At 63.6% G+C, this 12,931-nt stretch carries 8 protein-coding genes; 6 read left to right on the top strand and 2 right to left on the bottom strand.

Features of this window, described 5'->3' with window-relative positions:
- The first annotated feature begins 1 nt into the window (after position 1).
- Together R0382_RS16510 and pyk are read left to right on the top strand one after the other, a co-directional pair.
- Complete coding sequence (locus R0382_RS16510) at positions 2-1,315, top strand: MFS transporter (protein ID WP_432720997.1); 1,314 nt, start codon at positions 2-4, stop codon at positions 1,313-1,315.
- A 594-nt stretch (positions 1,316-1,909) separates the two neighbouring features.
- Positions 1,910-3,346 (top strand): pyruvate kinase, encoded by a 1,437-nt coding sequence (gene pyk, locus R0382_RS16505; protein ID WP_432720996.1) that lies wholly within the window; start codon positions 1,910-1,912, stop codon positions 3,344-3,346.
- Between the two features lie 255 nt (positions 3,347-3,601).
- On the opposite strand, the gene R0382_RS16500 is transcribed toward pyk, so the two are convergent.
- Positions 3,602-5,485, bottom strand: a complete 1,884-nt coding sequence (locus R0382_RS16500; protein ID WP_432720995.1) for a methyl-accepting chemotaxis protein — start codon at positions 5,483-5,485, stop codon at positions 3,602-3,604.
- 239 nt (positions 5,486-5,724) lie between these two features.
- On the opposite strand from R0382_RS16500, the gene R0382_RS16495 reads away from it, so the two are divergent.
- The 4 genes from R0382_RS16495 to R0382_RS16480 are packed head-to-tail and all read left to right on the top strand — an operon-like array spanning position 5,725 to position 10,433.
- Positions 5,725-6,816 (top strand): AI-2E family transporter, encoded by a 1,092-nt coding sequence (locus tag R0382_RS16495; RefSeq protein WP_432720994.1) that lies wholly within the window; start codon positions 5,725-5,727, stop codon positions 6,814-6,816.
- Positions 6,813-8,321: an efflux transporter outer membrane subunit gene (locus R0382_RS16490; protein WP_432720993.1), complete on the top strand. Its 1,509-nt coding sequence runs from the start codon at positions 6,813-6,815 to the stop codon at positions 8,319-8,321. The genes R0382_RS16495 and R0382_RS16490 overlap by 4 nt, the downstream gene beginning before the upstream one ends.
- A complete protein-coding gene (locus R0382_RS16485) occupies positions 8,318-9,418 on the top strand; it encodes an HlyD family secretion protein (protein WP_432720991.1) in 1,101 nt (366 codons plus the stop codon). The genes R0382_RS16490 and R0382_RS16485 overlap by 4 nt, the downstream gene beginning before the upstream one ends.
- Positions 9,408-10,433, top strand: a complete 1,026-nt coding sequence (locus R0382_RS16480) for a DUF2955 domain-containing protein (RefSeq protein ID WP_432720989.1) — start codon at positions 9,408-9,410, stop codon at positions 10,431-10,433. Before R0382_RS16485 ends, R0382_RS16480 begins: the two co-directional genes overlap by 11 nt.
- A 45-nt stretch (positions 10,434-10,478) precedes the next feature.
- Here the strand turns inward: R0382_RS16480 and R0382_RS16475 are convergent, their stop codons facing one another.
- A complete protein-coding gene (locus R0382_RS16475) occupies positions 10,479-12,689 on the bottom strand; it encodes a RelA/SpoT family protein (RefSeq protein ID WP_432720988.1) in 2,211 nt (736 codons plus the stop codon).
- Positions 12,690-12,931 lie beyond the last annotated feature (242 nt).

Below are 12,931 nucleotides of genomic sequence, written 5' to 3'. Positions count from 1 at the left end.
CATGAGCACCTCTTTCTCGTTACTCGCAACCCGCCGCTTCGGCCCGTTCTTCGGCACCCAGTTCCTCGGTGCCTTCAACGACAATCTGTTCAAGAATGCGCTGATCGTCCTGCTGACCTTCCATGCGGCGCAATGGACGACACTGGCGCCTGAGCTGCTCGCCAATGTCGCCGCCGGCGTGTTCATCCTGCCGTTCTTCCTGTTCTCGGCGACGGCCGGACAACTGGCGGACAAATACGACAAGGCCTTGCTGGCCCGGCTGGTGAAGGTGCTCGAAATCGGCATCGTGCTGATCGCCGGTGTCGGCTTCGCGCTGCACAGCCTGGCGGTGTTGCTTGGTGCGCTGTTCCTGTTCGGCCTGCACTCGACGCTGTTCGGGCCGGTCAAGTATGCGCTGTTGCCGCAACACCTCCGGGACGACGAGCTCGTGGGCGGCAATGCAATGATCGAGGCCGGCACCTTCGTGGCGATCCTCGTCGGGACGCTGGCGGGCGGGCTGCTCGCGACCATCGACAGCCTGTGGATTACGGGCGCCTGTTTGGCGACCGCGGTGGCAGGCTATCTGGTAAGCCGTGGTATCCCGGCTGCACCTGCGCCCGATCCGGCGCTGCGCATCAACCCCAACCCGTTTTCCGAGACCTGGCGCAACATCGGCTACGCCCGGGAAGATCGCAAGGTGTTTCAGGCCATCCTCGGCATTTCCTGGTTCTGGCTGTTCGGTGCGCTGTTGCTCGCCCAGTTTCCCGCCTATGCGCGCAGTGTGCTGGGCGGCAGCGAGACCAGCGTCACGCTGCTGCTGGCGACGTTCACCTTCGGCGTCGGCATCGGGTCTCTGCTGTGCGAGCGGCTGTCCGCCGGGCAGGTGAAGGCCGGCCTGGTGCTGCTGGGTGCTATCGGCATGATGCTGTTCGGCCTCGACCTGTCGTTTGCTTCTCCGGCCAGACCGGCGCCCGCGACGCTCGGCATGCAGGCACTGCTTGCTGCGGCGGGTACGCCGAGGGTACTGGTCGATCTGTTTGCAATCGGCCTGTTCGGCGGGTTGTTCATCGTGCCGCTGTACGCGCTGATGCAGTTGCGCGCGAATCCGGCGCACCGCGCTCGGGTCATCGCCGCCAACAACATCGCCAACGCGCTCTTCATGGTGGTCGGCGCGCTCCTTGCCGCAAAACTGCTCTCGGCCGGATGCACGATTCCGCAACTCTTCGGCCTCGCCGCGGTGGGCAACGGCGTCATGGCCGTGCTGATCGTACGGTTGGTACCGGGCAGCCTGGGCAGATTGCGGCGGCTGCTGCCACGCACCACCGGTCAGGGATGACCGACGTCAGCCCTGCCGGGATGCCAAGCGACAGAACACCGGTTCGCCGCGCGTAGTTGCAGACTGGTCGACAGTGGCGAAGGCAAAGCCCGGATTGAACTGTTCGGCACTCGCCAGCAGTTCAGCGTTGATCTGGCCGGCCTTCGGTGCGGCTTGGGCTTCACGATGGCGCTCTGGGCACGGGGGTCATATCGGCCATCGGCCGGCACACTCCGGTGGCGTTCGAGCGGCGCGATTTCATAAGAATGACTTGGGAGCGTCTGGGAAAGTAGTGGCGAATCAAGTCTCAGTTGGCCATGTTCGATGCCTGTCGGGCACCGCAGCTTCGCCTTCCCCCTTGTACGTCTCCTTGCCTGCGCTTTGTCTTTGCCGCTGTGTTCGCTTCACCTGTGTACGAGACGGCAAGGCGTAGTCGCTGCGTGGCTTTGGCGTGTTTGATTCCGCGAGTCCGACGTTTTGCCCGGTAGTTGCGCGCTAGGGTCTTGCTTTAGTTCAATGGCATGGGCGCTGGCATATAATCTGCGCCGAGATGACGCCGTGATGAACAGGTGTCAGCTATAACAATTCGACCGCAACTTCAGGCAAAGGAAAACTATGTTTCGCAGCACCAAGATTGTCGCCACGCTCGGCCCGGCTTCGAGTGATCAGGAAACGCTGGATCGTTTGCTCGCGGCCGGCGTCAACATGGTCCGGCTGAACTTCTCGCACGGGAGTGCGCAGGATCATATCGACCGCGCGACGATGGTCCGTGGCTGTGCCGCGCGTGCGAACCAGTCGCTGGCAATCATGGCCGATCTGCAGGGGCCGAAAATCCGTGTCGGCAAGTTCGAGAAGAACAAGATCGTGCTGAAAAAGGGCGACCGTTTCATCCTGGATGCCGCGTGCGAACTCGGCAACCAGGAGCGCGTTGGCCTGGATTACAAGGAACTGCCGAACGATGTCGAGCCGGGCGCGATCCTGCTGCTCGACGATGGCAAGGTGCAACTTGAGGTGCTCGAAGTCCACGGTCCCGAGGTGTACACGACGGTGCTGATCGGTGGTCCGTTGTCGAACAACAAGGGGATCAATCGCCAGGGGGGCGGCCTGACCGCGCCGGCGCTGACCGCCAAGGACATGGAAGACATCAAGACGGCCGCCAAGCTGGGCGCCGACTACGTGGCGGTGTCGTTCCCGAAGTCGGGCGCCGACATGTACATGGCGCGCACGCTGCTGCGTGCCGCGGGCAGCAAGGCGCAGCTGATCGCCAAGATCGAGCGCACCGAGGCCATCACCAATCTTGAGGAAATCCTCGACGCGTCGGACGGCATCATGGTCGCGCGTGGTGATCTGGCGGTTGAGGTCGGCGATGCGGCGGTGCCAGCGCTGCAGAAGCGCATGATCCGGTTGGCGCGGCTGAAGAACAAGCTGTCGATCACCGCGACGCAAATGATGGAGTCGATGATCAGCAGCCCGGTGCCGACACGCGCCGAGGTGTCGGACGTCGCCAACGCGGTGCTCGACGGCACCGACGCGGTGATGCTGTCGGCCGAATCGGCGGCGGGGCAGTTTCCGGTCGAGACGGTCGAGTCGATGGCACGCGTCTGTGTCGAGGCCGAGAAGTCGATCGGTCGCAAGATCAGCGATGACATTCTTGGCCCGGGCGAATTCTCGCGCATCGACCAGAGCATTTCGATGGCAGCGCTGTTTGCATCGGCACACTTGCAGGTCAAGGCGATCGCGGCGCTGACACAATCGGGTTCGTCGGCGCTGTGGCTGTCGCGCTTCGTTTCGGGCATCCCGATCTATGCACTGACGCCGGAAGTCGAAACCTATCAGCGTCTGGCGCTGTTCCGTGATGTGCTGCCGCTGACGATTTCGCAGGAAAATACCGATCGCGATAGCCTGCTGATCCGGGCGGAAGTCGAGATGCTGCGCCAAGGCGTGGTGCAACAGGGCGATCTGGTCGTGTTCACCTATGGCGAGGTCGTCGGCCAGGGCGGTGGCACCAACAGCATGAAGATCGTCAAAATCGGCGATCACCGCGTCGGTTGATCGATGTCGGTGGCAAAAGGGCCGCAACCTCAGGGTTGCGGCCCTTTTGCATGGAAGGCGGGCAAAAAAAAGCCCGCTCAGCGCGGGCTTGAATCTCTCGTATCTAGGAACCGGAGTTCCTGAAACCATCATATGTGTTAGCCGTGGCCGGCGCAGCGGAACGAGTTACGTTTGATTTGGCGAAAATTCACATATCAACCATTTCGTTTGTGTGTAGTTGTATTTTGAGAATAAATGCACGCGACGCCAACCGGTTCACAGCTTGAATTTGCCGAACATCTGCCGCAGAAAGGTCGCCATCTCATTGAGCTGATGCACCGTCGACGTTGCGCGCTGCATCGCCGCATCGGACTTGTGCATCTGCGTGGTGATGTGCTCGGCGCTCTGTGCCATCGCGGTCGTGGCGTTCTGCTGCTCGCTGGTCGACAGGGCGATTTCGCCCATCCGTCGCATCACTTCGTCCATGTTCTCGCGGATGTGGGCGATCTTTTCGGCGGCGGTATTCGACAGTGACACACCGCTTTGCACCGCGGCGTGGGTGCGTTCCATATTGCTGACGGCAGCGGCGGTTTCGGCGCGGACGCCGTCGATCATGCCGGTGATCTCCAGCGTGGCCTTGCCGGTGCGCTCGGCCAGCTTGCGTACTTCATCGGCGACGACGGCGAAGCCACGCCCGGTTTCACCGGCCCGGGCGGCTTCGATCGCCGCGTTCAGCGCCAGGAGATTGGTCTGATCGGCGATGTCGCTGATCACGCGGATGATGCCGCTGATGTCTTGCGCACGCTGGTTCAGGCCATCGAGCAGGCCGGCGAGTTCGCTGACCGCTTCGGCCGATTTGCCGACCTCGTCGGCGACGGCCTTGACCGTCGACGCCGATTCGCCCGAGAGCGCGCCGGTGGCGTTGACGAGGCGATCGGCTTCGCGGGCATTGTCGGCAATGTGGCTGATGCTGACGGTGATTTCCTCGATCGTCGCCGCGTTCGACGCCGACAGGTCGGACAGCGCCTGTGAGTCGGTCGACAGTTGCTTCACCAACTGGTCGATGTCGGCGACGCCCAGCGTCAGCTGCTCGTTTTCACGTTGCAGCTCGCCGAACATCGTCTGGAGTTGATCGGTAAAGCGGTTGAACGCCTGTGCGGTTTCGGCGATTTCATCGCGACCAGCGACGTCGATCTTGCGGGTCAGATCGCCGCCGCCCTGGGCGATTTCACTCATCGCATCGCGGACGCGCACCAGCCCGGCGAGCATGCGGCGAACCAGTACGCCCGATAGTGGCACGATCACCGCAAGCATCACGACCAGTGCGCCGATGCTCAGCCACAGCAGCCGGTTGAGCGGCGCCAGTGCGACGGCCTTGTCGACAACGAGGACGAGTTCGAAGTCGGTGCCGTCGATCGGCTGGATGTCGACGAACTTGGCCGCACCATCGACGACGACTTCGCTCAGCGCGTTGTCGCCGGCGATGGCCGCCATCTTGTCGGCACTCATTTCGGGGGCGAAATCACTGACCGGCTTGAGTACCCGGTTGGCATCGGTGTGGGCGAGCACCTTGCCGTCCTTGCCCGCGAGGAAGGCGTAGCCGTCACCCGGTAGCTTGATATTGAGTACGTCCTTGACCACGCCGTCGAGGTAGATATCGGCAGCAGCCACGCCCTTGAGGTTGCCGCCGGCATCCTTGACCGGTGCAGCAAAGGTCAGCACCAGTTGCTTGGTCGATGCATCGACATAAGGTGGTGTGACGATGGACTGGCCGGCTGCGACGGCCTGCTTGTACCAGGGGCGCGACGTCGGGTCGTAATCTTTGGGCAGCTCAAGCGGGTGATCTTGCACCATCTGCTTGTCGATCGTGCCTATATAGGTACTGTCGAACTTGGCGCTCTTGGCGGCCTGCACCAACGGGGCGTGCAGGTCGGTGGCGGTGCCGAGCGCATGTGCGGTGCCGGCGACGATGCGTTGCTTGCCTTCGACCCAGTTGGTCAGCGCGACGTTGTAGCCGATGGCGGTGTTGTGGATTTCGTCGGCCAGCGTGCCGAGGATCTGCGTGCGCATGCTGGTGTAAGCGGCAAGCGACAGCAGGATGGTGATCAGTGCCGACAAGACAGCGACAAAGACAATGAGTTTGGTGCGCAACGACTGCATTTCATCTCCCGAGGGCGAAAAGGGCGAGTCCTGTATCAGACTTCGGTGTTATAGCTTTGAGGCGCGACCTTATGTCATTCGGGACTTTGCGCCAATTAGGGGGAACCAGTGACGTTGTCATGAGCCGATGTGCGGTGAGCCGCACATGGCCGCTGGCGTAAACAGATAAAGTTGGCTCGACAATGGCCTGTTGGGCCCTTAAATTGCGACTGCCTCTCAATCTCTCTAGGGAAAACGACATGTTCAATCAGCCTGGCCTGACCAAGCTGTTCTCGCGACAGCTCCTCGATACGCTGATTCAGGCTGCGCTGGTCATCGCGATGGTCTTCGTCTGCTACAAGATCTTTTCGCCGTTCCTGACCATGATGCTGTGGGCGTTGATCATGGCCGTGACCTTGTTTCCGCTGCACCAGAAACTCGCGCCACGCCTGGGCGAGGGGCGGGCGGCGACCGCGATCGTGATTGCCGGTCTGGTGCTGATCGTCGTGCCGGCGGCTTTCCTTGGTAGCTCGATGGCCGATTCGATTACCGGCCTGGTCCACGGCATGCGCGACGACTCGATCAATATCCCGGTGCCCTCGGAGAACGTCGCCACCTGGCCCCTGGTCGGCAAGAAGATCTATGCCGCCTGGCACCTAGCTGCGACCGACCTGCCCGGGCTGATCCAGAAAATGCAGCCAAAAATCGGTGACCTGTCGAAGTCGGCGCTGGGCATGGTCGCCAGCATGGGCGGCGGTATCCTGAAGTTCGTGTTCTCGCTGATCATTTCCGGGGTGATGATGGCCTATGGCCACGATGGCGCAGCAAGCATGCGCGCCATCGGACGCCGGCTTGCCGGTGCCGAGCACGGCGACGGCCTGGTCGAACTGTCGACCAAGACCATCCGTGCCGTCGCCCAGGGCGTGATTGGTGTCGCCTTCATCCAGTCGCTGATCGTCGGCGTCGTCCTGATGGTCGCCGGCGTCCCGTTCGCCGGGATTCTGGCCTTGGTTGTGCTGGTTCTCGGCATTGCCCAGCTGCCGGTGCTGATTGTTTCGCTGCCGGTGATCGCGTACATCTGGATGGGCGGCGATTACGGCACGGTGCCTGCGGTGCTGTACTCGGTGCTGCTGATCGCCGGCGGCATGGCCGACAATGTGCTCAAGCCGATTCTGCTGGGCCGCGGCGTTGATGCGCCGATGCCGGTCATCCTGCTGGGGGCGCTGGGCGGTATGGTGTCGGCCGGTATTTTGGGGATGTTTGTCGGTGCCGTGCTGCTGGCACTGGGCTATCAGATCTTCATGGGCTGGGTTGCACTGCAGGATGAGCAGGGCGCCGAGGAGAAGGCGTGACGAAGTCCAGCCTGGCGATCGCACTACTGGGTGTCACGCTGGCTGGTTGTACTGCACTGGGGCCGGATTACGTCCGGCCGGGCAGTCCGGTGCCCGAGGATTGGCAGAGCAGCGCCTTGAAGGCGCTGCCGGTCGGCGAAAAGGTTCAGGCCGACTGGTGGCGCAACCTTGCCGACCCGGTGCTGGATGCACTGATCGACGAAGCCTTGCAGCGCAACCACCAGGTACGCATCGCCGGTTTGCGGATCATCGAGGCCCGGGCGCAGCTGGGTATCGCCGACAGCACGATGTATCCGCAGGTGCAGCAGCTCAGTGGCAGCGCGCTCGGCGTCGATCACCGCGTTTCGGGCGGCAGCTCGAGCCGCTTCATGCAGTACGACGCAGCCTTCAACATGGGCTGGGAGCTGGACTTCTGGGGCCGCTTCCGGCGCGGCATCGAGGCCGCCGATGCGTCGTATCTGGCCCGGCTGGCGCAGTACGACGATCTGCAGGTGCTGATGGCCGCGCAGGTTGCCGAGGTCTACGTCAATATCCGTACGCTCGAAGCCCGGCTGAAAATCGCCCAGGACAATGCGGCGATTCAGCGCCGCAGTCTCGATATCACCGAAAAGCTGTTCAAGAGCGGCAACGACTCCGAGCTCGATGTGCAGCAGGCCAAGACGCAGTACCTGAGCACGGTGGCGAGCATTCCGCCGCTCGAGGCCAGCTTGCGCAAGGCACAGAACGCGCTGTCGATATTGCTGGCGCGGCCGCCCGGCCCGCCGCCCGAGCTGGCGTCGGATACGGGGCGGATTCCCGAGCCGGCGCTTGGCATTGCCGTTGATCTGCCGGCCACAGCCTTGCTGCGCCGCCCCGATGTGCGGGTTGCCGAGATGCAATTGGCCGCCCAGTCTGCGCAGATCGGCATCGCCGAAACCGAACTGTATCCATCCTTGAGCCTGCTGGGCTCGCTCGGCTTGTCGGCCAGTTCGCTGGCGACGCCGACGAGCACGGACCTGGGCATCGGTCCCAGCCTGAAATGGAATGTGTTCGACTATGGTCGCTTGCGCAATGCCGTGCGGGTTCAGGATGCGCGCTACCAGCAATTGATCGAGCAGTATCAGGACAGCGTGCTGCAGGCCGCGCGCGATGTCGACGACAGCGCGATGGCCTACGCCAAGAACATCGAGCAGATCGCCTTGCTCGAACAGGGCGAGCAGGCCGCGCGCCGTTCGCTCGACATCGCCAACATCCAGTATCGCGAGGGCATGGCCGACTTCCAGCGGGTGCTCGATGCACAGCGCGCGCTGTTTTCGCAGCAGGAGCGCGTGGTCAGCAATCGTGGCAACGTCGTACTGAGCCTGATCGCGCTTTACAAGGCCATGGGCGGCGGCTGGCAATCGGCGCGGACGCGACCGCTGCTCGACGACGCAACGATCAGGGCAATGAAGGCCCGCACCGACTGGAATGACATGCTGACCGCGCCGCTGCCGGCACCGCCGCAAGCGCAGGAAACCAAACAATGAGTGAAAAAACCGTCAAACAGCCCGAAAAAGGTCGCGCCGCGCGATGGGCGAGCCGTTTGATCGTCGTGCTGATCGTCGCCAGTCTGGCCTGGTACTTCGTCGCCGACCGGCTGACGCCGTACAGCAGCCAGGCAAGGGTGCAGGCCTTTGTCGTCCCGGTGGCCGCCGAGGTGGCCGGCAAGGTCAAGGCCGTCGCGGTGAAGAACAACGACGACGTCAAGCAGGGGCAGTTGTTGTTCGGCATCGATGACAGCAGCTACCGGATTGCGCTCGAACGTGCCCGCGCCGATCTGGAATCGGCGCGTGACAGCATCGGCGCTGCCGATGCCGGCGTCGAGGCGGCCCGGGCCTCGCTGCGTGCTGCCGAGGCGGGGCGCGTCAAGGCCGAGAAGGACGCGACGCGTCAGGAGCGGCTGTATGCCGAGGATCCGGGCGCGATCTCGGTCCGCCGGCTCGAAGTCGCCCGGGCGACGCGCGATCAGGCACGGGCCCAGGTCGACGTCGCGCGCGCGCAAGTCGTGCAGGCACAGCAGAACGCCGGCGGCAGCGCCGACAACGGCAAGCTGGCGAGCGCACGGACGGCGGTCGAAAAGGCCGAGCTCGATCTGGCCAGAACGAAGGTGGTGTCGCCGTCGCGCGGGCTGGTGACCGATCTGCGCATCGATGCCGGCCAGTTTGCCCAGCCCGGCGCGCCGCTGCTGACGCTGATCGCGGTGCACGATCTGTGGATCAGCGCCGACATGACCGAGAACAATCTCGGTCATGTCGAACCGGGCGACCGGGTCGGCGTCGTGCTCGACGTGTTGCCGGGGCAGGTGCTCGAGGCAAAGGTGCGCAGCGTCGGCAATGGCGTCAGCGCCGGCAAATCGACACCGGCCGGCAGCCTGCCGACCGTCGACAACAGCCGGGACTGGCTGCGTCAGGCGCAGCGCTTTCCGGTGGCGATCGAATTCGAGCCAGCCGAGCTGGAGAAGCTGAAAGGCGTACGTGTCGGTGGTCAGGCCGATGTGATGGTCTACACCGGCGACAACGGTCTGATGAATCTGCTCGGCTCGGCCTATTTGCGGTTGATGAGCTGGCTGTCCTATGTCTATTGACCGGGCCAGTCGGCCGGCCTTGCGGCTGGCACTGGGTCTGGCTTTGGCCATTGTCGTCGCCTACGGCGCCGGCTGGACCGCGCCGCACGTCAGCGTGCTGGTTGCGGTAATGTTGCTTGCCAAGCCCGGTGCGCCGATTCCCTTCGTCAAGGGTTGCGTACTGGGCGGCGCCTTGTTCGTGCTGACCGGCGTCGGCGTCTGGATCACGCCCTTGCTCGAACACTACGCAGCAGCGGCGATGCTGCTGATCGCGCTGGTGCTGTTCCTGCTTTTCTACCTGAGCCAGCGCAGTGCCAATCCGCTGCTGACGCTGATGGTTGTCGGCTTCACGATGATTCCGGTCGCCGGCAGCCAGGAACAGGCGTTGGCGGTGGCGGTGATTCTGGCGCTGGCGCGCGGCGTGGTACTCGGCGTGGTCGTCGGCCTGATCGCGCATGCGCTGTGGGGCGATGAAGCGGTGCCCGGCAAGACGACCAAGCCCGAGTCGAAGACGGCATCGCGCTGGCAGGCCTTGCGCGGCGTCGTCATCATCATGCCGGTGCTGGTGCTGGCCTTGTCGAATCCGAGCCAGTACATGGCGGCGATCATGAAAACGTCGGCGCTTGGCCAGCAGGCCAGCGCGCTCAATGCACGCAATGCCGGGCGCGAGCTGCTCGGCTCGACGCTGCTGGGTGCGGGCGTCGCATCGCTGGTCTGGGTGGGGCTGAGTCTGTGGCCGGTGCTGTGGATGTATGCGCTGTGGATGGCGCTGGCGGGGTTGTGGCTGGCGATGCGGCTGTACCGCTTGCGCCCGGTGCAGCATCCGCCGTCGTACTGGATGAATGCGCTGATCACGCTGGTGATCTTTGTCGGCCCCGCGGTCGAGGACAGCGCCAATGGCAAGGATGTCATGCAGGCCGCGCTGATCAGGCTGGCGCTGTTTGTCGGTGTGTCGCTGTATGCCTGGGCGGCGATCGTCGTGCTGGAGTGGCTGGCGAAACGGGTGCGGCAAGACCGGGTGGTCGATGCTGCCTAGATACAAAAAAACCGGCCGCTAGGGCCGGTTTTTTTTTAGGCGTGCTCAGAGTCGAATCACGCGCAGTACACCGGGGACTTCGTTCAGCCGGGTAAAAATGCGCGGCAGATCGTCGACGCGCTGGATCTCGACGGTGAAGCGCATCCGCGCCAGCGTATCGCGCGACAAGGTGTTGACGGCGGTGACGTTGATCTTCTCCCGCGACATCACGTCCGACAGATCGCGCAGCAGGCTGGTTCTATCCTGCGCTTCGACGAGGATGTCGGTCGAGAACACGCCGCCGGCCTGTGCGGTGCCCCAGTCGGCCTTGATCAAGCGCTCCGGCGCTTCGGCGGCCAGGCGCTTGAGCGTCGGGCAGTCGCTGCGGTGGATCGAAATGCCCCGGCCCTTGGTGACGAAGCCGCAGACCGCATCGGGCGGCACGGGCTTGCAGCAGCGGGCGAGCAGCGTCATCAACTTGTCGACGCCCTCGATCAGGATGCCTTCGCCGCGCTGGTCGGCGCGGGCGCGGCGGATCACGTCGTCGGGATGGACCGGCTCTTCGGGGGCGGGCGGCTTTTCGTCGAAGGTCAGCGATTCGGCGAGTGCGCGCAGCGTCAGCTCGCCCTGGCCGAGCGCGGCGAGCATTTCATCGACGGTCTTGAAGCCGATCCGGTGCGCGACGTCTTCCTGCTTGGCCTGGGTGCGGCCGACGCGCGCGGCTTCCTTGTCGTACAGCGTGCGGCCGGCCTCGATCGCGACGTCGAGATTCTGCTGGCGGATCCAGTAACGGATCTTCTGCGCCGCGCGGTGGCTTTTTACATAGCCCTGATGCAGCCAGTCCAGACTCGGGCCGCCTTCCTTGGCCGAGAGGATCTCGACGCGCTGGCCGTTTTTCAGCGCCGTCGACAGCGGCACGATGGCGCCGTCGACCTTGGCGCCGCGGCAGCGATGGCCGAGGTCGGTGTGCAGGTGATAGGCGAAGTCGACCGGCGTGCTGTCCTTCGGCAGCGCGATCACGCGGCCGGCCGGGGTCAGCACGTAGATGGTGTCGTCGAACAATTCGGCCTTGAACGCGTCGGCCAGCTCGCCTTCGCCGACGACGTCGCTCTTCCAGTCGAGCAGCTGGCGCAGCCAGGCGATCTTTTCTTCGTACTTGCTGTCGCCCTTGCCACCTTCCTTGTAGCGCCAGTGCGCGGCGACGCCGAATTCGGCGTGTTCGTGCATGTCGAAGGTGCGGATCTGCACCTCGAGCGCCTTGTCGTTTGGCCCGATTACCGCGGTGTGCAGGCTGCGATAGAAATTGCCCTTCGGGTTGGCGATGTAATCGTCGAATTCGCCCGGAATCGGCTGCCACAGGTTGTGGACGATGCCGAGCACCGTATAGCAATCCTTGACGTCGTCGACCAGCACGCGCACCGCGCGGATGTCGTACAGTTCGGAGAAATCGAGCTTCTTCTTCTGCATCTTCTTGTAGATGCTGTAGATGTGCTTGGGTCGGCCCATCAGGCTGGCGTGTTCGACGCCGGCCGCTGCCAGTTCGATGCGCAGCTTGGCGATGACGTCGTCGATGAAGTGCTGCCGGTCGATGCGGCGCTCGTCGAGCAGCTTGGCGATCTTCTTGTAGACGTCCGGATGCTGATAGCGGAAACCGAGGTCTTCGAGTTCCCACTTGATCTGCCAGACGCCAAGCCGGTTGGCGAGCGGCGCGAAGAAGTCGAGCGTTTCCTCGGCAATGCGGCGGCGTACGTCGTCCGGCGCCTGGCCGAGCACGTGCATGGTCTGCGTGCGCCACGCGAGCTTGATCAGCACGACGCGCATGTCTTCGACCATCGCCAGCAGCATCTTGCGGATCGATTCGATCTGCGCTGCGGCTTCCTGCGGTTTGTGCACGGCCGAAACGGTCAGCTGGCGGATCTTGCGCACGCGGTTGACGCCGTCGACCAGCGTCGCGACTTCCTTGCCGAAGCGCTTTTCGATCTCGACCGCAGCGTCCTTCAGATAATCGGGGACGGCGAACAGCAGCGCAGCAATGACCGCGTCGGCGTCGAGGCGCAGATCGGCAACGATGGCCGCGCTGGCGACCGAATGCGGAAAAATGCGTTCGCCGATATCCGGCAGCCGTTCGTCGCCGTAACACTCGGCCGCCCACGCCAGCGCGGCCTTGAGGCGGCTCATCGTGTCGGGCGGATAACGGTCGGATAACTGTGCCAGCCAACCTTGCGGATTGGCGGCCTCAGCGATCGACTGGGCGAGTGGGCGGGTGACGGCGACCATGGAATCAAATTGTGACCGATGAGTCAGGAATTTTGCCCCATTCACCGGGTCAGTAGAAGGTCAGATTTTGCTGATTGCAATTAAAGAAGCTGTTCGGGATTTTTCACAGTCGCATTTTGGATTGTGGCGGACAAGCGCAGGGTCCGCGCTAGGTGCTAGGTGCTAGGTGCTAGGTGCTAGGTGCTCGGTGCTCGGTGCTCGGTGCCGATGCGGCGGTCCGTTCATACGACAGGCACTGGGCA

This window comes from Jeongeupia wiesaeckerbachi, assembly GCF_050916355.1.
In the GTDB taxonomy this organism is placed as follows: Bacteria; Pseudomonadota; Gammaproteobacteria; order Burkholderiales; family Chitinibacteraceae; genus Jeongeupia; species Jeongeupia wiesaeckerbachi.
The sequence above is the reverse complement of the archived record's forward strand: the minus strand, read 5'-3'. Positions and strand labels throughout refer to the sequence as shown.

Bases quoted from the DNA above. Each gene is read 5' to 3' on its own strand.
- R0382_RS16510 (WP_432720997.1), top strand. From the start codon at position 2: ATGAGCACCTCTTTCTCGTTACTCGCAACCCGCCGCTTCGGCCCGTTC.
- pyk (WP_432720996.1), top strand. From the start codon at position 1,910: ATGTTTCGCAGCACCAAGATTGTCGCCACGCTCGGCCCGGCTTCGAGT.
- R0382_RS16500 (WP_432720995.1), bottom strand. From the start codon at position 5,485: ATGCAGTCGTTGCGCACCAAACTCATTGTCTTTGTCGCTGTCTTGTCG.
- R0382_RS16495 (WP_432720994.1), top strand. From the start codon at position 5,725: ATGTTCAATCAGCCTGGCCTGACCAAGCTGTTCTCGCGACAGCTCCTC.
- R0382_RS16485 (WP_432720991.1), top strand. From the start codon at position 8,318: ATGAGTGAAAAAACCGTCAAACAGCCCGAAAAAGGTCGCGCCGCGCGA.
- R0382_RS16480 (WP_432720989.1), top strand. From the start codon at position 9,408: ATGTCTATTGACCGGGCCAGTCGGCCGGCCTTGCGGCTGGCACTGGGT.
- R0382_RS16475 (WP_432720988.1), bottom strand. From the start codon at position 12,689: ATGGTCGCCGTCACCCGCCCACTCGCCCAGTCGATCGCTGAGGCCGCC.